The organism is Nitratireductor sp. WH36-1 (genome assembly GCF_058725515.1).
The window spans coordinates 3109937-3130330 of sequence record NZ_CM178970.1; the positions used below are offsets into that span (position 1 = coordinate 3109937).

The following is a 20394-nucleotide window of genomic DNA, read 5'->3' on the forward strand; positions in this document are numbered from 1 at the left end:
GGCAGGCAATTGCGTTGCCCGCTAAAGCATGCCGTCGATGATCGCCGACATTTCGTCAATCGACATGGCTCCCGAATGCTTCATCCCATTGATGAAGAACGTAGGAACGGCCTCAATCCCCAGGCGCTCCAAACCCCAATTGCGCATTGCTCTGACTTCATCCAGAAGCTCGCGGTCCGTCAAGCAAGCTTCGAAGCTCTTCTGTGAGAATCCCGCAATTCTGGCGGTTTTCAACAGGGCAGAGCGCCCATCCTTGGCCCAGGCCCACTCAGACTGGGTTTTGTAAAGGAGATCGGAGACGTTGAAATAATTGCCTTTCGAGCAATAGGCAAGCATCAGACCGGCTTCCGCGCGCGGGTCTGTCGGGATGCCGCGCACAATGTAGCGCACCCTGCCCGTCTCGATATATTTGCGCTTGAGCTCCGGCAGCGTCTCGGTGTGATAGCGCGCGCAATGAGCGCAGGTCATCGACGCATATTCCACGATCGTCACCGGCGCGCCGGCTTCTCCGAGCACCTTCTCCTCAAGGCCACCGGCCTCGAGCAGCAATTCAGCGTCCACCCCGGCAGCCATCGCCGCCATGGTTCGATCAGCAGAAAATCCGGTTCCAAAGAGCGCCAGAACAAGCGCCAGAGACTTCAAAAAACGACGACCACCGCGATGATCGTCCCCATGGCCGCGCCCGGAAAAACATCCGGGGCGCACCGAAAGCAAACGCATAAAACAAAAACCTTTTAAACAAAGCGCCACCGGCCGGAGCCGGTGGCGAAATCAGTCGCTCTTAGAGCATACCGTCGATTACGGCAGAAATTTCATCAATGGACAGCGCGCCGGAATATTTCTTGCCGTTGATGAAGAAGGTCGGCGTCGCGTCGATGCCGAATTCTTCCGCACCGCGCGTACGCACTGCGCGCACCTTGGTCAGAAGCTCCTGATCGGTCAGGCAGGCCTCAAAGCTCTCCTTCGAGAAACCGGCAAGCTTGGAGATGTTCAGAAGCGCGGTCTGCGCATCCTGCACCGGCGCCCAGCTGTTCTGCTGCTTGAACAGAACGTCGACCATGGCGTGGTAATTGTCGCCCGAGCAGCGCGCCAGCATGAAACCGGCTTCCGCGCGCGGGTCGAACGGGAACTCGCGCATGATGAAGCGCACCTTGCCCGTGTCGATGTATTTCTTCTTCAGTTCCGGATAGGTCCGCACGTGGAAGGTGGCGCAGTGGCTGCAGGTCATCGAGGCATATTCGACGATGGTCACCGGCGCGTTCTCGTCGCCCAGCACCTTGTCTTCGAGCGCGCCCTCTTCAAGCAGCTTCTCCATGTCCACCGAACCGGTCGAGGCAGGCGCATCCACCGAAGCGGTCGTCACCGGATCCGTCCCGGGCTTGCCCGCATTGGCTTCGGCATTGGTGTCGGAGCACGCGGCCAGTCCCAGTCCAAGCGCCGGCAAGGCGGCCATGGAGAGAAGAAGTCTGCGGCGCTGGATCATTTCGGACATGAAGAATCACCTGTTCGTCTTGGAGTGTTGCCTAGCGTAACGCCACAAAGCGGGCGTTTCGGGCGAATTTGGGTCAAGCGCGTCATTTTCTAAAGCAAGCGCCCTATCACGTTTTGGTGATCGGCTCACCCGCGCTTGCGCGCAATGCTCTCACCCAGTTTCTGGAGCGATTGCCGCAGCGCATCATCCTCAATGCCTGCGGTCAGCTGATCGATCCGCTCGTTCTCCGGGGCGGTCAGTGCCCGCTTCGGGCGCGGGCGGCGCTGTGGCGCAACCTTTACCGGCTTTTGAACGATCTTCACGCGCCCCACGGCTGCAAAGCCCAGAAACGCATTCACCCGGCCAATCACCTCGCCCGTCTCGTGCTGCAGGCGCAAAGCCGCCGCCCCCTCGCAGGCGATCACCAGCGTGGCCGGCTCAAACGGATCGTCCTCGTGCCGGCGGCGCGGCCATGCGAGCTTTTCAGGCTGCGTGCTGAGCGCCAGCCGCTCGCCCACGATCTCGCTCCACGACTGCACCAGTTCCACCGAAAGCCCGGCGCGCTTGCGCATCACCGGGTCGAGAATACCGGTGGCGATGTCGCTCACCGCAACGGGATTGCCGTAACGCCTCTTCCCTGTCATGACATGATTTCTCGAATTGATCCGCAACGCATATTGAGTTCCTCTCCAGTATGGCACGCACGGAAGCGTCGGTCACCGACGCGCAAGCATCTTCGACCGATTTTTCGCGCCCGCTTCTGGCCTGGTACGACCGCCACCACCGGCACCTGCCCTGGCGCACCCCGCCGCATGAAACTCTTGTCGGCGTCCTGCCCGATCCCTACCGGGTCTGGCTGTCCGAAATCATGCTCCAGCAGACCACGGTCGGCGCGGTCAAAAGCTATTTCGAGGCTTTCGTGGAGGCCTGGCCCACCGTCGAGGCGCTCGCCGCCGCCGAAACCGACGACGTGATGAAGGCCTGGGCGGGGCTCGGCTACTATTCGCGCGCCCGCAATCTCAAGAAATGCGCCGAGACCGTTGCTGCCGAACATGGCGGCCGCTTTCCCGACACCGAGGCCGGCCTCAAGGCGCTGCCGGGCATTGGCGATTACACGGCCGCCGCCGTGTCCGCCATCGCCTTCAACCAGCCCGCCGCCGTTGTGGATGGCAATATCGAGCGCGTCATCACCCGTCTCTTCTCGATCGAGACCCCGCTGCCGCAGGCAAAACCGGAAATCCGCGCCCGTGTCGCTGCGGCATTGCCGCACGACCGGCCCGGCGATTTCGCGCAGGCCATGATGGATCTGGGCGCGACGATCTGCACGCCACGCAAGCCCGCCTGTGTGCTCTGCCCCATCACGGAGGGCTGTACGGCCCGGCGCGAAGGCACGGCCGAGCGCTTCCCCGTGAAGGCTCCCAAAACGGAAAAGCCCGTCCGCAAGGGTGCGGCCTTCGTCGCAATGCGCGCCGATGGCGCGGTGCTCCTGCGCCAGCGTCCGCCGCAGGGCCTTCTGGGCGGCATGACCGAAGTGCCCGGCAGCCAGTGGACCGCGCGGCAGGATGGCATCGCCGACATCACCGCAGCGCCCTTCCCCGCCGACTGGCAGGCGGCTGGCGCGATCCGCCACGTCTTCACCCATTTCGCCCTTGAGCTTTCCGTCTTCCGCGCCGAACTGCCGCAGAACGCGCCAGCCGGCGATGGCTGGTGGTCCAACCCAGACGCCCTTCCGGGCGAGGCGCTGCCAACCGTCATGAAAAAAGCAATTGAAGCTGCAATACCCGGAGCCACGAAAAAACGCCGAAAGGGATAGAGCCGCATGAGTGAGATCCGCCACATCGTCTTCGACATTGGCAAAGTGCTGCTGCACTACGACCCGGAAATCCCCTATCGCCGCCTGATCCCGGATGACGGCGCACGCCGCTGGTTTCTTGAAAACGTCTGCACCGGCGCGTGGAACGTGGAGCAGGATCGCGGGCGCGACTGGCGCGAGGCCGAGGCCCTGCTCATCGCCGAACACCCGCACGAGGAAGACAACATCCGCGCCTTCCGCCGTCACTGGCACGAAATGGTCCCGCACGCCTATGATGATTCGGTCGCGCTTCTGGAGAAGCTCGTCGACGCCGGGCACGACGTGACCATGCTGACCAATTTCGCAGCCGACACCTATGCCGAGGCGCGCAGGCGCTATCCCTTTTTGGAGAAGCCGCGCGGCGTCACCGTTTCCGGCGAGATCGGCATCATCAAACCCGACCGCGCAATCTACGACACCCATGCCGGGAATTTCGGTCTGGAACCGCAGGCCACCCTGTTCATCGATGACAGCGAGAAGAATGTGGAAGGGGCAAAAGCCGCCGGCTGGCAGGCCGTTCATTTCACCGGAGCGGAGAAACTGCGCGCCGATCTCGGCGGGTATGGTTTCGCCGTTTAACGGTCAATGCGAAGAATCACGCAGAGAGTCGCAAAAGCGCTCCACCTGCCTGTATTCCCATAAAAAAAGCGACTTCAGGTTTCTCCCTGAAGTCGCCTGTCTTCATGCTCAGGCGGCAACGCCCTGCATGTTGTCACGCATGATCTGACGCAGGCTGTCGATCGGTTTCAGGCAGCCTTCTTCCTCGAAGTGCCAGAACGTCCAGCCATTGCAGGCCTCAAGTCCCTGAACCCGTGCGCCGATGCGGTGGATCGAGCCTGCCTCGTCACCGATGGCGATGGTGCCATCCGCGCGCACATTGGCCGTCCAGCGGCGCTTGGAATCGCAAAGCTGCGTGCCCGGCTGCATGAGACCGGCCTCAAGCAGGCTGCCGAAGGCCACGCGCGGCGCGGCGCGCTTGCCCTGCATCTGCGCCAGATCCATCTCGTTCAGCGGCTCGATGCCGGCGATCCGTTCGCTGGCCGCCTGGATGTACTCGTCCTGACGCTCAATGCCCACGAAGTGACGGCCAAGGCGCTTGGCCACCGCGCCGGTCGTGCCGGAGCCGAAGAAAGGATCGAGCACCACGTCGCCCGGCTTGGTCGAAGCCATCATGACGCGCGCCAAAAGCGCTTCCGGCTTCTGCGTCGGGTGCAGCTTGCCGCCGTCGTCATTCTTCAGGCGCTCCTTGCCCGTGCAGATCGGGAACAGCCAGTCCGAGCGCATCTGCACGTCGTCATTGGCCGCCTTGAGCGCTTCGTAATTGAAGGTGTAGCCCTTGGTCGACTTGTCGCGCGAGGCCCAGATCATCGTCTCATGCGCGTTCTGGAACCGGCGGCCGCGGAAGTTCGGCATCGGGTTGGTCTTGCGCCACACAATGTCGTTGAGCAGCCAGTAGCCCAGATCCTGCATCACCGTGCCGACGCGGAAAATGTTGTGATACGAGCCGATCACCCAGATCGTGCCATTCGGCTTCAGGACGCGGCGCGCGGCCAGCATCCATGCACGGGTGAACGCGTCATAGGCGGCAAAGCTGTCGAACTGGTCCCAGGCGTCATCCACCGCATCGACCCGCGACTGGTCCGGACGGTGCAGATCACCACCAAGCTGCAGATTGTAGGGCGGATCGGCAAAGATCACGTCGACGGATTTCTCGGGCAAACGATCGAGAGCTGCAACGCAGTCCCCCTTAATGATCGTATCGAGCCATTCGGCCTTCTTTGGTTCGGGGGCAAGCTCATCGATACGACGCACGGCGGACATGGACTGACCTCTAACTCGGACTATTAACCTGCCGTTATGGTTACGGAAGATGGTAAATATTCCGTAAGGACTCGAAGCGAATTGCGAGGTCGGTGTTGCAGCTGCTCTCTTTGTCTCCGCTCCCGGCGCTTGCCGGACCAAATTTCTCAAGGGCAAGAAAGACATTCAGGGCCGTCAGAAAACACTCAGCACCAGAAGGCGGCGGTGGCTGCCGGCAAGCGCACCGGGATCGTCATAGAATAGCCCGAAGGCCGGGCCATATCTGCCGGACAGTTGTTTCGGGGCGGCATAAGGGCTATGCCGCCCCGAGCTTATTCATCCGCTTCCCCAAAAGGACAGGTCTTGCCATGCCAGCTCCCGAACTCGTCATCTTCGATTGCGATGGCGTTCTCGTCGATTCGGAAATCATCGCCTCGCGCGTCGAAGCGCGCGTGCTGACCGAGGCCGGTTTCGAGATCACGCCGGAAGAGCTTGCCAGCCGCTATGCGGGCCTCACCTTCAAGGACATTCTCCTGTCCATCGAGGAAAATGCCGAGGCCCCGCTTCAGGCCACGCTGATCGACCGCGCCGAAAGCGAGGTGGACCGGAAGGTGCGCAAGGACGTAAAGGCCATCGACGGCGTCCACGAGGCAGTGGCCCGCATTCCCCTGCCCAAATGCGTCTGCTCCAATTCGAGCCATGACCGGGTGGAAGCGATGCTCACCCGCACGCAATTGCTGCCCCTCTTCAATGGCCACATCTATTCGGCTCTTGAGACACCGACGCGCCAGCCAAAGCCTGCGCCCGATGTCTTCCTCTACGCCGCCGAGAAAATGGGAGCCAAGCCGGAAAACTGCTTCGTCATCGAGGACTCCGTGCACGGCATTGCCGGAGCCAGGGCCGCAGGCATGCGCGTCATCGGCTTTACCGGCGGTTCGCACATCCAGCCGGGCCATGCCGACCTTCTGATGGAAGCCGGAGCCGAGACGGTCATCCACCGTTTCCAGGACCTGATTGCCGTTCTGGCCGCGCTCACTGAATGGGCCGAAGACGCCTGAGCGACCGTTCCTGAAATTCCGATTCAAACGGGAATCGGAAACGACTGATATTCAAATAAAAAAAGCGGGAGCCCGGCTCCCGCTTTTTTCTTTATCCCGCAATGCTGCCGCTGCTCTAGCGACCGCTGGTCGGACCTTCGTCATAGCCGACCATCAGCTGCACGCTGCGGTCGGGCTTGCCGGCAATCGTGACATTCGGGTCGTTGAAGATGAACTGCGTCGCGCCCGCCGTATCGCCGATGGAAACCTGGTGCTTGAACAGCTTGGAATAGACCACCTCACCGGCGCGTAATGCGACGATGCGGATCGGCATGGTGATCGTTCCGGTCTTGCCAAGCGGGCCCGGCACCACGCGGCCGGCAACGGCGACCGTCATGCTGAACGCGCCATTGTTGTAGCTGCACTTGCGCGTCACATCGGTGATGGACGCCTGATAGATTTCCTGACCGGCCTCGCCCTGCGCACCCTTCTTGTAGGTGGTGAAATAGGCCGTGCCCTCGCGCAGCGAAACAGGCGGGCAGTAGGCGCGCAGCTCGCTCTCGAGGATCGTCTCGACCGGCTGATCGCCCGCCTGCGCGACCTGGGTCTGCGTGTTGTTGCCGGACTGCAGGTTCATGCCCCCGGTTGCGTCATCGGATTGACAGCCGGAAACAAAAGCGGCGGCGGAAAGCAGTATGGAACTGACGAAAAGACGATAATTGACCAAGTGACATGCCCCGTGAATCTGCGCGCGCCCGAAGCCGACTGAAGTTCAACCGGCAAAAGGCAGCGGAGAAATGACAGATTTCGGCGGCAATTGCCAGAAAACCCGTCATCGACAATCAATTTCCATGCGGTTTGAGTGGAAAACCGGTTCCCACCCGTCCAGATCATGCTCTATATCAGACGCGCGGCCGGAATGCGAAGGGCTCTTGTCCGCACCGGCTGTTCTTCCTCGCAGTTCATGAGGCAATACGACGTATGGCGACAGATTACATTAGCACGCGTGGCGACGCGCCGGCGCTCGGCTTTTCCGATGCAATGCTTGCGGGCCTCGCCCGCGACGGCGGTCTTTATGTTCCCCGCGAGTGGCCGCATTTCTCGGCCGATGACATTCGCGCCATGCGCGGCCTTTCCTACAGCGAGATCGCCTTCCGCGTCCTCTCCCCCTTCGTGGGAGACGAGATCGCTCCGGCGACCCTGCGCCGCATCATCGAGGAAAGCTACGCAACCTTCCGCCATCCGGCAGTCTGCCCGCTGGTGCAGACCGGCCCCAACGAGTTCATCCTCGAACTCTTCCATGGGCCGACGCTGGCCTTCAAGGACGTTGCCATGCAGCTTCTGGCGCGCCTGATGGATCATGTTCTGGCCGAGCGCGGCGAGCGCGTCACCATCGTCGGTGCGACGTCCGGCGATACGGGCGGCGCGGCCATCGAGGCCTTTGCCGGCACCGAGCGCGCGGATGTGTTCATCCTCTTCCCCGAGGGCCGCGTCTCGCCGGTCCAGCAGCGCCAGATGACCACGTCCGGCGCGCCCAATGTTCACGCTCTGGCCGTGAAGGGCAATTTTGATGATTGCCAGGCCCTGCTCAAGGACATGTTCAACGATCACGCCTTCCGCGACGGCGTTTCGCTCTCCGGCGTGAACTCGATCAACTGGGCGCGCGTCATGGCCCAGATCGTCTACTACTTCACCGCAGCCCTTTCGCTCGGCGGACCGGATCGCGCGATTTCCTTCACGGTTCCGACCGGCAATTTCGGCGACATCTTCGCAGGCTACGCCGCCAAGCGCATGGGCCTGCCGGTCGACCAGCTGGTGATCGCCACCAACGACAACGACATTCTCGCCCGCACGCTCGCCACCGGCGAATATGCGACCCGAGGCGTGGTCCCCACCACCTCGCCCTCGATGGACATTCAGGTGTCCTCCAATTTCGAGCGGCTGCTCTATTTCGCCTCCGGCGGAAATGTCGACGAAATCCGTCGCTACATGCAGTCGCTGAAACAGTCGGGCAGCTTCACCGTCGAGGAAAAGACGCTTGAGGCGATCCGCGCGGAATTCGCCGCCGGCCGTTCCGACATGGCCGAGACCGCCGGCACCATCGGCTCCGTGCTTGAGGAAAGCGGCTATCTGCTGGATCCGCACACCGCCACCGGCGTGAAGGTCGCGCGCGGACTTGAAGCGTCCAGCGCGCCCATGGTCGTCTTGTCGACGGCCCATCCGGCGAAGTTTCCACAGGCCGTCAAGGACGCCAGCGGCGTTGAGCCGCCCCTTCCCGCGTGGCTCGGCGATCTTATGGAACGGAAAGAATCCTTTACAGTCGTTCCCTCAGACTTAAAATTGTTGCAGGATCACATCAGCCGCCACGCACGTGCGGCGCGTTAAGTATTGTTCAGGGAGTCACGTCAATATGGGTGTTGAGGTAAGCCGTCTGTCGAACGGCCTGACGGTCGCCACCGAAACCCTGCCACATCTGGAAACCGTTGCGCTGGGCATCTGGGTCAAATCCGGCTCGCGCAACGAGTATGAGAACGAGCACGGTATCGCGCATCTCCTTGAACACATGGCGTTCAAGGGCACGAGCAAGCGCACCGCTCGCCAGATTGCGACAGACATCGAGGATGTTGGCGGAGAGATCAACGCCGCGACCAGCGTCGAGACCACCGCGTTCTTCGCGCGTGTTCTCAGCGCAGACATGCCGCTGGCGGTCGAACTCCTTTCCGACATCCTGACCGATTCCAAGTTCGATCCCCATGAGCTTGAGCGCGAACAGCACGTGATCCTCCAGGAGATCGGCGCTGCGCACGACATTCCCGACGACATCGTCTTCGACCGGTTCACCGAAACCGCTTTCCGCCACCAGGCGCTTGGCCGCTCGGTTCTCGGCACACCCGAAACCGTCCAGTCCTTCACCTCCGATCAGCTGCGCGGCTTCCTTGAGCGGCAATATTCCGCTGACCGCATGGTCATTGTCGCCGCTGGCGGCCTGAAGCACGAGGATTTCGTGCGCGAGGTGGAAAACCGGCTGGGCAGCTTCCGCAGCAAGGCCGAAGGCGTTGCCCCGCAATACGCCCATTATGTTGGCGGTGACTTCCGCGAGCATCGCGATCTGATGGATGCGCAGATCATCCTCGGCTTTGAGGGCCGCGCCTACCACATGCGCGATTTCTATGCCTCGCAGGTGCTCTCCACCATTCTCGGCGGCGGCATGTCGTCCCGCCTGTTCCAGGAAGTGCGCGAGAAGCACGGCCTGTGCTACTCGGTCTACGCCTTCCACTGGGGCTTTTCCGATTCCGGCATTTTCGGCATCCACGCCGCCACCGGAAAGAGCGACATCGAGGAACTCGTTCCCCTTCTTCTGGGCGAATTGCAGAAAGCCGGCCAGAGCATCGGTCAGGACGAGCTTGACCGGGCCCGCGCCCAGTATCGCGCAGGCCTGATGATGGCGCGGGAAAACCCCGCCAGCCGCGCATCGCAGATCGCCCGTCAGCTTCTGCTTTACGGTCGTCCCATCGACGTGGACGAGCTGATGGACCGCCTTTCCAACCTCACCGTGGACCGCCTGACGGACCTGTCTCAGCGTCTCTTCACCTCCAAGCCAACCCTCGCGGCCATCGGCCCCGTGGGCACGCTCGCACCGTTCGAGACGATCCAGGACGCACTTACCGATCAGGGGCCCATGCCGCGCAAACTCGCCGTGTAGGACCGCCCCGCCATATGTTGGACGTGCCCTTCTTCCGCCGCCCGCCTCCGGCGCTCAAGGGCGAAACAGTGTTCCTCAGGGGACCTGTCATGTCCGATCATGCGGAGTGGGCGGCACTGCGCGAGGAAAGCCGCAATTTCCTCGTGCCGTGGGAGCCGAGCTGGGCCTTTGACGAGCTGTCCAGAAGCGCCTTTCGACACCGGTTGAGGCGCTATCGCAGCGAATATGACAATGGCACCGGTGTCAGTTTCTTCGTTTTCGATGCCGGGACCGGTGCGCTCGCCGGCGGCATCACCATGTCGAACATCCGCCGCGGCGTCGCCCAGACCGCAAGTATCGGTTACTGGATGGGCGAGCGTTACGCGGGACGCGGCATGATGCTTGCTGCGGTGCATCTCATCATTCCCTTTGCATTCGAGACCTTGCGGTTGCACCGTCTGGAAGCGGCCTGTATTCCAAACAACAAACGATCTGTCGGTTTACTTGAAAAAGCCGGATTTCAGCGCGAAGGCCTGCTCAGGTCCTATCTCAGGATCAACGGTTCTTGGCGTGATCACTGTCTTTATGCGCTGGTCGCCGAGGAGCGTCATGTGCCTGCATTAGAAACACGAGGCTGATTTCCTTGTCGCGCTCAAACTTCTTCGCATCCCTTGCGACCATCGCCGCCATTGTCATCGCTCTTGTGTCCTCAATCGGCATGGCGCACGCCATCGAGCCGATCAAGATCGCACGCGACGACGTGGCGCTCGACCTCTCGGGCGCGGTGGAGATCTATCGTGGTCAGGGCGAAGCGTTTCAGGTGTCCACGGCGCCGGATGTCGATGGCATTGTGCGACGCATCGAGGTGGAAGCCCAGGATGAGCGCTCCACCGGCGACTGGGCGGTCTTTGCGCTCGCCAACACGACGGATCAGCAGCTCGACCGCCTGATTGTCGCCCCGCATTTCCGTCTGGTCGGCTCCGGCCTCATCTGGCCCGATCTCGGCTCCCAGCGCATCGCGGCGATCACGCCAAGTTCCGGCTTCACGCTCGACCGTCAGGAAAGTGCCGATGCCGATGAATTCCGCGTCACGCTCAATCCCGGTTCGGTCGTCACCTTCGTCGCCGAGCTTTCCTCGCCGAACCTGCCACAGATCTATCTTTGGGATCCCGGCGCATACAAGGACACGGTGAACGCCTACACGCTGTTCCGCGGCATCGTCCTTGGCATTGCCGGTCTGCTGGCCCTCTTCCTCACCATCCTGTTCGTGGTCAAGGGCACCTCGATGTTCCCGGCCACCGCAGCGCTCGCCTGGGCGGTCCTGGCCTATATCTCCATCGATTTCGGCTTCCTGAGCAAGGTCATCGAGATCACGCCCGGCAATGAGCAGATCTGGCGCGCCAGCACCGAAGTCGGCCTTGCCGCCACGCTGGTCATCTTCCTCTTCGCCTATCTCAACCTCAATCGCTGGCACGACCATTTCAGCTACGGCCTGCTCGCCTGGGTTCTGGGGCTCGGCATCATTGCCGGTTTCGCCATCATCGATCCCGCCGCCGCCGCCGGCATCGCGCGCATCTCCTTTGCGGCCACCGCCGTGGTCGGTCTCGGCATCATCGTCTATCTCAGCATTCAGGGTTATGACCGCGCCATCATGCTGGTGCCAAGCTGGGTGATGATCATCGCCTGGATGGTCGCCTCCTGGATGGCCATAACGGGCGTTCTCGACAACGACATCGTGCAGCCGGCCATCGGCGGCGGCCTGATCCTGATCATCCTTCTCATCGGCTTCACGGTCATGCAGCACGCCTTTGCCGGCGGTGCGCTCTTCCAGGGCCTGTTCAGCGATATGGAGCGCCAGGCGCTCGCCATTTCCGGTTCCGGCGACGTGGTCTGGGACTGGGACGTTTCGCGCGACCGCATCATCACCCGCCCCGATGTCAGCCGCCAGCTCGGCCTGCCCGTGGGGGCGCTTCACGGCCCTGCCCGCGACTGGCTGTCGAACCTGCACACCGAAGACCGCGACACGTTCCGCACCACACTCGACGTGGTTCTGGAGCAGCGCCGCGGCCGCATCTCGCAGAGCTTCCGCCTGCGCGGCGCGGATGGTCACTATCACTGGTTCGATCTGCGCGCCCGCCCCGTGATCGGCTCTGATGGCGAGGTCATCCGCTGCGTCGGCACCATGGTCGACGTGACCGAACAGAAGAAGGCGGAAGAGCGCCTCCTGCACGACGCCGTCCACGACAATCTGACGGGCCTGCCCAGCCGCGAACTGTTCCTGAACCGGCTCGACGCGATCATCTCCATCGCACGCACCGAACAGCAGGTGCGCCCCACCGTCTTCGTCATCGACATCGACCGCTTCAAGCAGGTCAATGACGAGCTTGGCATCTCGGTCGGCGACACGATCCTGCTCACCATCGCGCGCCGGCTCCATCGCCTGCTCAAGCCGCGCGATTCGCTGTGCCGTCTTTCCGGCGATCAGTTCGCCATGATCCTTCTGTCCGAGCAGGAGCCCGCGCGCATCGCCGCCGTTGCCGATGCGGTGAAACAGGCGATCCGCACGCCGGTCACCTTCGCCCGCCGCGAAATCGTGCTCACTTCCTCCATCGGCCTGATTTCCTGGACTGCCACGCAGGAGTCGGCCGAGGAGATGCTGAAGGACGCCGAGCTGGCCATGTATCAGGCCAAGCGGTTTGGCGGCGACCGCATCGAACCGTTCCGCCCGGCATTCCGCTCCATCGACAACAATCGCCTGCGCATGGAATCGGACCTGCGCCGCGCCATCGAGCGCTCCGAGCTCAAGCTCGTCTATCAGCCGATCATCCGCCTTGAGGACCGTTCCATTGCGGGCTTTGAAGCGCTCCTGCGCTGGGATCACCCCCGCCGTGGCGCCATTTCTCCCTCGGACTTCATTCCGATTGCCGAAAGTTCAGGCCTGATCGTTCAGCTTGGCCACTTCGCAATGCAGAAATCGGCAGAAGACCTCTATCGCTGGCAGAAGCAGTTCAGGGACACGCCGCTCTTCGTCTCGGTCAATCTTTCAAGCCGCCAGCTTATCCGGCGCGATCTTGTCGGCGACGTCCGTTCCGTCATCGCGCGCTCCGGCATCCGGCCGGAAGGCTTCCGGCTCGAACTCACCGAATCGATCGTCATGGACAATCCCGAGCAGTCCGCCCATGTGCTCCAGAAGCTCAGGAAAATCGGCATCGGCCTGTCGCTGGACGACTTCGGAACCGGGTATTCGTCCCTCTCCTATCTCTCCAGCTTCCCGTTCGACACGATCAAGATCGACCGCCGCTTCCTGGAAGATCACAGCCCCCGTGGGCTCGTTCTCGTCCGTTCCATGGTGCGCATGGCGCAGGAGCTTGAGCTCTCGGTCGTCGCCGAAGGCGTGGTCGACGAGCAGGACGCAGCACAGCTTGCGGAAATGGGATGCGATTACGCGCAGAGCTTCATCTTCGGCGAGCCCGCAGATGCAGAAGCCACCGACAGGCTCCTCTTCGAGCACACGACTGCTGCAAGGTCATAAGGCGAAGCATGCGCCTCAAGAGAGCGACAAACGCTCTCCTTCCCGGGCTTCATGCATAAGCCCGGGATGACCCGGCATGAAACGGGCGGCGACCTGCCCGGCAATTTTCATGAAACGATGAGCCGCTTCAGGCGTGGCCTGCCACCTGGCTCAGATTGGCCGCATCGACACCGATGGTAGCGAGAACGCCTTCATATTTGTGCTCGAGATCACCTTCGAAAACGAGCTGTGGCGTGGCCGGGCATGTAAGCCAGCCATTCTCGCCGATCTCCATTTCAAGCTGGCCTGCGCCCCATCCGGCATAGCCGAGCGCCATCAGCGCGTGGCGCGGCCCCTGCCCGAGCGAAATGGCCCGCAGCATGTCGACCGTCGCGGTCAGGCAGATGCTTTCTGAAACGGGCATGGACGATTCCACAACATAGTCATCCGTATGGAGAACGAAACCGCGGCTGCGGTCGACAGGACCGCCATTGCGCACCGGCATGTCGCGCGCTTCCTGCGGAAGCCGGATGGCTTCGGATTGCTCCAGAATGCCGAGCTGCACCAGAATGTCTGGAAAGGCGAGCTGCTGTGGCTGATTGATGATCAGCCCCATCGCGCCTTCCTCGCTATGGGCGCACAGATAGATGACTGCGCGCGCAAAACGCTCGTCGCGCATGCCCGGCATCGCGATCAGGAAGTGGTTTTCCAGATACGGAAGTCCCGTCATTCCCTTGCTATACCCTTGGATTTCACCCTAAATTTCCATGCAGACAGCCTAGCGCGTTTTCATGAAGCTTGAAAGGCGGATGTATTCCCGGACCGGCCCAGCGCTCACGCATTTATGATGCCAGTGCGCGCAAGCGTGTGTTGCCGCCCGAACCACGCCGCTGCACTCTTCATCCATGATTCGACACATCGCGCTCGCATTGCCCCTGTTTCTGGCTACGCCTGCCCTCTCCGCTTCCAGCCAATGGCAGCAGAGCGAGGGCGGGGCCGTGCGCATCGTCACCAGCGGCCTGCCCGACGCCGGGGGGCGTCTCAAAGGCGCGCTGGAGATCGAACTCAAGCCCGGCTGGAAGACTTACTGGCGCAACCCCGGTGCGGCGGGCATCCCGCCGCAGCTTGATGTTTCGCGCAGCACCCATGTCAGCGCAGTCGACATGCAGTTTCCGCCGCCACAGCGCATTCAGGACGGCGATGTGACATGGGCGGGCTACAAACACTCCGTATCGCTCCCCGTCACCTTCACGATGGACCGGCCGGACGCCGTGGCGCTGATCGACGCTGACGTGTTTCTGGGCATCTGCGAAACGATCTGCATTCCCTTCCAGGCGTCTTTCCTGTTCGATCCCGGAGCAGATGCCGATAACGCCGCCGACGCGCTCGCCGTTGAGCGCGCCTTTGCACAGCTGCCGGACCCTGCCGGCGCGGGCTTCGGGATAACGCATATCAGCCGCAGTGCCGACGCGCTGACCCTGACCGCCAGCCTGCCTGAAGGCGCACAGTCTCCCCTTCTTTTCATCGACCACAGCCTGTCGCGCCATCTGGGCACACCGAGACTCGCAGAACAAAAGAATGAGACGGCAAACTTCGTTGTTGAAATATTCGATGACGCAGGCGGGAAACTTGAAGGCAGCGCTCTTATATATACGCTGACGGCCGGCGAGAAAGCCGTCATGGGGGAATCCGAAATCCCCTAAAACAATTTGATTTTAAACGTTTTTCAGGAGTCCCAGATGAAAGTATCGGTTGGCGATCGCATTCCCGAGATCACCTTCAAGAAGGTTGAGGGAGATGGCGCGACGGATGTCGCAACGCCTGATTTCTTCGCCGGTCGCAGGATCGTCGTCTTCGGCGTTCCGGGTGCCTTCACTCCGACCTGCAGCAACAGCCATCTGCCGGGCTTCGTCGAGAACGGCGATGCAATCCGTTCGCGCGGCGCGGACGACATTGCCGTTGTCTCGGTCAATGACGCGTTCGTCATGAAGGCCTGGGCGGGCTTCACCGGCGCGCAGGACAAGATCACCTTTATCGCCGATGGCAATGGCGATTTCACCAAGGCGCTCGGCCTCGACATCGACCTGTCGGTCGCCGGTCTTGGCAGCCGCTCCAAGCGCTACTCGATGATTGTCGAAGACGGCGTGGTGAAAACCATCAATATCGAGGAAAATCCCGGCGAGGCCGAGACCAGCGGCGCCGCCCGTATCCTTGAACAGCTTCAGGCCTGATACTGAATGGAAAAGGCCGGTCGAGACATCTCGGCCGGCCTTTTTGCATCAATGGGCGCCTGCCCGCAGCGCTTCGCGCCTCAGCGGCGGTTCTTCTTGAACGGCTCCATGCCGGCCCGCGCCAGTGCGTCGGCGCGCTCGTTCTCGGGGTGGCCCGCATGGCCCTTCACCCAGTGCCACTTGATCTGGTGGCGGCGGCGCGCCTCGTCCAGCGCCTGCCAGAGCTCGGCATTCTTCACCGGCTTCTTGGCAGCCGTTTTCCAGCCATTGCGCTTCCAGCCCTCGATCCAGCCGGAAATGCCGTCGCGGACATAAACACTGTCCGTGTAGAGATCGACGTCGCAGGGCCGCTTGAGCGCACTCAGCGCCTCGATGGCTGCCTGAAGCTCCATCCGGTTGTTCGTGGTCTCGGCTTCGCCGCCCGACAGTTCCTTTTCCGTGCCGTTGAAGCGCAGCAGCGCGCCCCAGCCGCCCGGCCCCGGATTTCCCGAGCAGGCTCCGTCGGTGTAAATTTCCACGCTTGTCACTTTATGCCGATCCCATATTCCGAAGGTGAGCTGATTTTCCGGTGGAAGCGCAGACGGCGCACATATTCCATCGGGTCGCGCTTGTTCACCAGCGCGCCGTCAGGGATCGTCAGCCAGTCATAGAGCCGCGTCAGCATGAAGCGCAGCGCCGAACCGCGCGCCAGAAGCGGCAGCGCCGCAATCTCGGCCTGCTCCAGCGGCCGCACGGACTGATAGCCCTCGAGCAGCGCCGTCCCCTTGGTCAGATTGTAGGAACCATCCGCCTCAAAGCACCATGCATTCAGGCAGGTGGCGATGTCATAGGCGAGGAGATCATTGCAGGCGAAATAGAAATCGATGATGCCCGACACCTCGTCGCCGAGGAAGAACACATTGTCGGGGAAGAGATCGGCATGGATGATGCCGGTGGGCAGATCCTGCGGCCAGCCTGCCGTCAGAGCGGCCAGATCGGCCTCCACTTCGGACACCAGCCCCGGCTCCACTTCGTCGGCGCGCGGCTTTGCCTTCTCCCAGAGCGGACGCCAGTCGCCCACCGTCAGCGCATTGGGCCGCGTCAGCTCAAAGCCCTGCCCGGCGAGATGCATGCCGGCCATCGCCTTGCCCACTTCGCGGCAGTGCCTTGGCGCGGGCTTCCGCAGCCACATCCCTTCCAGAAAGGTGATCAGCGCAGCAGGCCGTTCGGCAATCTCGCTCACCACCACGCCATCGCGCCGGTGCACCGGCAGCGGGCAGTTCACGCCATTCTGTGCCAGATGCTCCATCAGCCCCAGAAAGAACGGCAGGTCCGAGCGCTCCACCCGCCGCTCATAAAGCGTCAGGATGAAAGCCGCCTTCGACGTGTGCAGCATGTAGTTGGAGTTTTCCGACCCTTCGGCGATGCCCTTGTAGGAGAGCAGGTCACCGACGTCGTATTCCTTCAGCAGCGCACCGAGTTCGAGTTCGGTAATATCCGTATAGACTGCCATGCTTATGCGTTGCCGTTCACAAAGGCCATATCGGCGCTGGTCAATTCCACGTCCCTGATGGCGCGCATGACGGGGAAATTCTCCGTCTCCTCGGCCGTGATCGCGAGCTCGACATTGATGTGGAAGCGCTCGCCGAACGCATCGATGATTTCGTTGACGATGATCTCGGGGGCAGAGGCGCCAGCCGAAAGGCCGAGCACGCGAATGCCGCCCACCTCGTCCCACGGGATCTCGGACGCGCGCTGTACCAGCAGCGAGCGCTTTGCGCCGGCGCGCTCCGCCACTTCCACCAGACGGCGCGAATTGGAGGAGTTCGGCGCGCCAACGACCAGAAACAGGTCCGCCCCCGGCGCAGCCTTCTTCACCGCCTCCTGGCGGTTCGTGGTGGCGTAGCAGATGGATTCGGCTGCCGGCGCATGCAGATCCGGAAAACGCTCTTCAAGCGCCTTCAGAATGTCCGCCGTATCCTCCACCGAAAGCGTCGTCTGGCTCACGAAGCCAAGCTCCACCCCTTCCGGGCGCACCAGCGCGTTCGCGCCTTCCACGGTTTCCACCAGCGTCACCGTGCCTTCCGGCAGCTGCCCCATCGTGCCGATCACCTCGGGATGGCCCGCATGGCCGATCAGAAGCACATGGCGGCCAAGCCGGTGGTGCCGCATGGCCTGCTTGTGCACCTTGGAAACGAGCGGGCACGTGGCGTCGAGATAGAACAGGTTGCGGTTCTGCGCATCGGCGGGCACCGATTTCGGCACGCCATGCGCGGAGAACACAACCGGGCTGTCGCGGTGTTCCTCGGGGATCTCGTTCAGCTCTTCGATGAACACGGCGCCGCGTTCCTGCAGGCCCTCCACCACATAGCGATTGTGCACGATCTCGTGGCGCACATAGACCGGAGCCCCGTATTTCTTCAGGGCCAGAACAACGATCTGGATAGCGCGGTCAACGCCCGCGCAGAAACCACGCGGACCGCAAAGCCGCACCGTCAGCTTCTGTTTTGTCATATCGGCAGCCGTCATCTGTCTTCCCCTTGCTCGGGCCGGAATTGGCGGTGTCAGGCGGTCAATGTCAAGAGCGCCGGCGATTTCTCCGCCACCAGACAAACAGCACCCCGCAAAGCGCCACTGCCAGCCCGTACCAGGTGATCGCATATTGCAGATGGCTGTTGGGAAGGTCGATGCGCGTCACGCCGCCCACGGGCAGACCGCCGGGATTGGGCGAATCATCGGCATCCATATAAAATGGCAGCACACGCGAGGCCTCGGGCAGCCCGGCCGTTGTCGCCATTGCCTTCAGATCCTTCCAGTAGAAGATGTTCTTGGCTTCGTCATTCTCGGGAACGATGAAGGACGGCTTCTCCTCAATGCCGTTGCGCGCCAGTCCGGCAACCCGCACACCGCCGACCACCTGCCCTTCGGCGCGTGCCTCGGCGTCCTTGCGGTCGAACGGAACGAACCCGCGATTGACGAAGATGAAGCGGCCATCGTCAAGCTTCAGCGGCGTGTGGACGAAATAGCCCGACTGCCCCTTCCAGGTCGCAAAATAATGGCGCTCGCCCGTGTGCCGGAACGCCCCCTCCACCTGGAGCGGGCGGTATTCCACATCGCCGCTCTCGGCATAGATCCGCTCCATGCTCTCCAGATCGACGGGATCCGCATTGACCCGCTCTTCGATCTGCGCGATCAGCGCTTCCTTCCAGTAGAGCCGTTGCACCTGCCAGGTGCCGAGCGCCAGAAGACAGGCAAGCACCACAAGGCTCAGCAGAAGCAGAAGCCAGGTCATGCCAGACCGGCGGAATGCAGTCGTTTCCGATGCGGCCATTACTGGTCCAGCTCTCCCTGAGCAGCCTTGTTGCGGTATTGCAGTGCGATCAGCAGCCCTTTCATGAGCCGCAGCGCCGTCAGGCACAGAACGATCGCCAGCGGGATCCACAGAAGGAAATGCACCCAGAGCGACGGTCCGAGCGAAACCTCCATCCAGAGCGCCAGCCCGACGATGAGAAAGCCGATGATCAGAATGACGAACACGGCCGGTCCATCGCCGGCATCGGCAAAGCTGTAATCCAGACCGCAATTGTGGCACCCGCGCCCCACGGTCAGAAAGCCGGAGAAGAGCCGCCCTTCCCCACACCGCGGACACCGTCCGCCGAGCCCCGCACTCACGGGATCGACCGGTGGCCAGATGGCCTTGTCGACGACAGGTTCGTCGCCACGCTCATTGTTCTCAGGCACCGTCATTCACATCCAATCCGGATTGCAGCCCCGCCCCATCGCGGATGGGCGTTTGATAAAGCCGCTTAACACAGTCGGCCCGGTCGGGTCGACGCCTCGCCCTGTCGCAGCGCGAAGGGTTTCACCGCTACAGGCAAATTGCGCCCCAAAAAAGAAAACGGCCGGGTCTCCCCGGCCGTTTCCATGTTCCCCCACTGGGCGGGATTACATATGTGCGATCGTCGCGCCCGAAGAGGCCCAGACATAGATGAAGACGAAGAGGAACAGCCAGACAACGTCAACGAAGTGCCAGTACCAGGCAGCCGCCTCGAAAGCGAAGTGGCGCTCGGGCGAGAAGTCGCCGGCCATTGCGCGCAGCAGGCACACCAGCAGGAAGATCGTGCCGATGAACACGTGGAAGCCGTGGAAGCCGGTCGCCATGTAGAAGGTCGCGCCATAGATGGAATCGGCGAACGCGAACGGTGCGTGCATGTACTCGTAGATCTGCACGGCGGAGAAGAGAACGCCGAGCGCCACGGTCAGCGCCAGACCCCAGATGAGGCCCTTGCGGTCATTCTCGAGCAGGGCGTGGTGCGCCCAGGTCGCCGTCGTGCCCGAAAGCAGCAGAATGATCGTGTTGTACAGCGGCAGGTGGAAGGGATCGAGAACCTCGACGCCGACGGGCGGCCAGGTTCCGCCGGTGAATTCGGCGCGCGTCTCCTGAACCAGCTCGCCCGGGAACAGGCTGGCGTCGAAGAACGCCCAGAACCATGCCACGAAGAACATCAGCTCCGAAGCGATGAACATGATCATGCCATAGCGCAGGTGAAGCGCCACAACACGCGTGTGATGGCCCTCGCGGCCCTCCTGGATCGTGTCCGCCCACCACGAATACATGGTGAACAGCACGATGAAGAGGCCGATCAGGAACAGCCAGTAATTGCTTGCGGCGAGATCGAAGCCGAAGATCGTGAAATCGGTCCCGTTCAGGGCCTTCATCCAGGCGATGCCGCCGATGGACATGACCAGGGCGCCCAGCGAACCCAAGAAGGGCCACGGGCTGGGATCGATGATGTGATAGTCATGATGTTTTGCGTGCGCGTCGGCCATG

At 62.2% G+C, this 20394-nt stretch carries 21 protein-coding genes; 9 read left to right on the top strand and 12 right to left on the bottom strand.

Going from position 1 to position 20394, the window contains the following annotated elements; all coding sequences use genetic code 11:
• Positions 1-21 precede the first annotated feature (21 nt).
• From AC4PTT_RS15055 to AC4PTT_RS15065, 3 genes are all read right to left on the bottom strand, one after another.
• Entirely contained in the window at positions 22-750 is a 729-nt protein-coding gene (locus AC4PTT_RS15055; RefSeq protein ID WP_317089074.1) for a DsbA family protein, read from the bottom strand.
• 31 nt (positions 751-781) lie between these two features.
• Positions 782-1492 carry a DsbA family protein gene (locus tag AC4PTT_RS15060; RefSeq protein ID WP_283799267.1) on the bottom strand — a complete coding sequence of 237 codons (711 nt, stop codon included), beginning with the start codon at positions 1490-1492 and terminating at the stop codon, positions 782-784.
• A gap of 125 nt (positions 1493-1617) precedes the next feature.
• Positions 1618-2115: a DUF721 domain-containing protein gene (locus AC4PTT_RS15065; RefSeq protein ID WP_206545860.1), complete on the bottom strand. Its 498-nt coding sequence runs from the start codon at positions 2113-2115 to the stop codon at positions 1618-1620.
• Between the two features lie 50 nt (positions 2116-2165).
• On the opposite strand from AC4PTT_RS15065, the gene mutY reads away from it, so the two are divergent.
• Both mutY and AC4PTT_RS15075 read left to right on the top strand, forming a co-directional pair.
• Positions 2166-3284 carry an A/G-specific adenine glycosylase gene (gene mutY / locus AC4PTT_RS15070; protein WP_492161550.1) on the top strand — a complete coding sequence of 373 codons (1119 nt, stop codon included), beginning with the start codon at positions 2166-2168 and terminating at the stop codon, positions 3282-3284.
• 6 nt (positions 3285-3290) lie between these two features.
• Entirely contained in the window at positions 3291-3902 is a 612-nt protein-coding gene (locus AC4PTT_RS15075; RefSeq protein ID WP_206545858.1) for an HAD family hydrolase, read from the top strand.
• Positions 3903-4010: 108 nt separating this feature from the next.
• Here AC4PTT_RS15075 and AC4PTT_RS15080 read toward each other — a convergent pair whose 3' ends face one another.
• Positions 4011-5144, bottom strand: coding sequence for a site-specific DNA-methyltransferase (locus AC4PTT_RS15080; protein WP_206545857.1), 1134 nt, complete (start codon positions 5142-5144; stop codon positions 4011-4013).
• A gap of 347 nt (positions 5145-5491) precedes the next feature.
• Here AC4PTT_RS15080 and AC4PTT_RS15085 point away from each other — a divergent pair, with 347 nt between their 5' ends.
• On the top strand, positions 5492-6181 hold the full coding sequence (locus tag AC4PTT_RS15085; protein WP_206545856.1) for an HAD family hydrolase: 690 nt from the start codon (positions 5492-5494) through the stop codon (positions 6179-6181).
• A 115-nt stretch (positions 6182-6296) separates the two neighbouring features.
• Here AC4PTT_RS15085 and AC4PTT_RS15090 read toward each other — a convergent pair whose 3' ends face one another.
• The gene (locus AC4PTT_RS15090; protein ID WP_492161551.1) at positions 6297-6797 is read right to left on the bottom strand and encodes a hypothetical protein; all 501 of its coding nucleotides are present in this window, start codon (positions 6795-6797) and stop codon (positions 6297-6299) included.
• Between the two features lie 344 nt (positions 6798-7141).
• On the opposite strand from AC4PTT_RS15090, the gene thrC reads away from it, so the two are divergent.
• The 4 genes from thrC (at position 7142) to AC4PTT_RS15110 (ending at position 13374) form a co-directional block, all read left to right on the top strand.
• On the top strand, positions 7142-8545 hold the full coding sequence (thrC, locus tag AC4PTT_RS15095; RefSeq protein ID WP_283799263.1) for a threonine synthase: 1404 nt from the start codon (positions 7142-7144) through the stop codon (positions 8543-8545).
• 25 nt (positions 8546-8570) lie between these two features.
• Positions 8571-9863: a M16 family metallopeptidase gene (locus tag AC4PTT_RS15100; protein ID WP_206545854.1), complete on the top strand. Its 1293-nt coding sequence runs from the start codon at positions 8571-8573 to the stop codon at positions 9861-9863.
• A 14-nt stretch (positions 9864-9877) separates the two neighbouring features.
• A complete protein-coding gene (locus tag AC4PTT_RS15105) occupies positions 9878-10480 on the top strand; it encodes a GNAT family N-acetyltransferase (RefSeq protein ID WP_206547256.1) in 603 nt (200 codons plus the stop codon).
• Between the two features lie 80 nt (positions 10481-10560).
• On the top strand, positions 10561-13374 hold the full coding sequence (locus tag AC4PTT_RS15110) for an EAL domain-containing protein (protein ID WP_206546027.1): 2814 nt from the start codon (positions 10561-10563) through the stop codon (positions 13372-13374).
• 127 nt (positions 13375-13501) lie between these two features.
• Here AC4PTT_RS15110 and AC4PTT_RS15115 read toward each other — a convergent pair whose 3' ends face one another.
• Positions 13502-14083, bottom strand: coding sequence for a YqgE/AlgH family protein (locus AC4PTT_RS15115; protein WP_113154537.1), 582 nt, complete (start codon positions 14081-14083; stop codon positions 13502-13504).
• A gap of 175 nt (positions 14084-14258) precedes the next feature.
• Between AC4PTT_RS15115 and AC4PTT_RS15120 the strand changes: the two genes are divergently transcribed.
• Positions 14259-15056, top strand: coding sequence for a protein-disulfide reductase DsbD domain-containing protein (locus tag AC4PTT_RS15120; RefSeq protein WP_492161552.1), 798 nt, complete (start codon positions 14259-14261; stop codon positions 15054-15056).
• 36 nt (positions 15057-15092) lie between these two features.
• Positions 15093-15584 (top strand): peroxiredoxin, encoded by a 492-nt coding sequence (locus tag AC4PTT_RS15125; protein WP_297562988.1) that lies wholly within the window; start codon positions 15093-15095, stop codon positions 15582-15584.
• Between the two features lie 80 nt (positions 15585-15664).
• On the opposite strand, the gene rnhA is transcribed toward AC4PTT_RS15125, so the two are convergent.
• The 6 genes from rnhA to AC4PTT_RS15155 all read right to left on the bottom strand — a co-directional run bounded on the left by rnhA (position 15665) and on the right by AC4PTT_RS15155 (position 20393).
• Positions 15665-16111 (bottom strand): ribonuclease HI, encoded by a 447-nt coding sequence (rnhA, locus tag AC4PTT_RS15130; protein ID WP_113154534.1) that lies wholly within the window; start codon positions 16109-16111, stop codon positions 15665-15667.
• Positions 16108-17076, bottom strand: a complete 969-nt coding sequence (locus AC4PTT_RS15135; RefSeq protein WP_492161553.1) for a homoserine kinase — start codon at positions 17074-17076, stop codon at positions 16108-16110. Before AC4PTT_RS15135 ends, rnhA begins: the two co-directional genes overlap by 4 nt.
• A gap of 2 nt (positions 17077-17078) precedes the next feature.
• Complete coding sequence (gene ispH, locus AC4PTT_RS15140) at positions 17079-18092, bottom strand: 4-hydroxy-3-methylbut-2-enyl diphosphate reductase (RefSeq protein ID WP_492161554.1); 1014 nt, start codon at positions 18090-18092, stop codon at positions 17079-17081.
• 49 nt (positions 18093-18141) lie between these two features.
• Positions 18142-18894 (bottom strand): SURF1 family protein, encoded by a 753-nt coding sequence (locus AC4PTT_RS15145; protein ID WP_492161555.1) that lies wholly within the window; start codon positions 18892-18894, stop codon positions 18142-18144.
• A complete protein-coding gene (locus AC4PTT_RS15150; RefSeq protein ID WP_113154530.1) occupies positions 18894-19310 on the bottom strand; it encodes a DUF983 domain-containing protein in 417 nt (138 codons plus the stop codon). Before AC4PTT_RS15150 ends, AC4PTT_RS15145 begins: the two co-directional genes overlap by 1 nt.
• Positions 19311-19508: 198 nt before the next feature.
• Positions 19509-20393: a cytochrome c oxidase subunit 3 gene (locus tag AC4PTT_RS15155; protein ID WP_113154529.1), complete on the bottom strand. Its 885-nt coding sequence runs from the start codon at positions 20391-20393 to the stop codon at positions 19509-19511.
• Position 20394 lies beyond the last annotated feature (1 nt).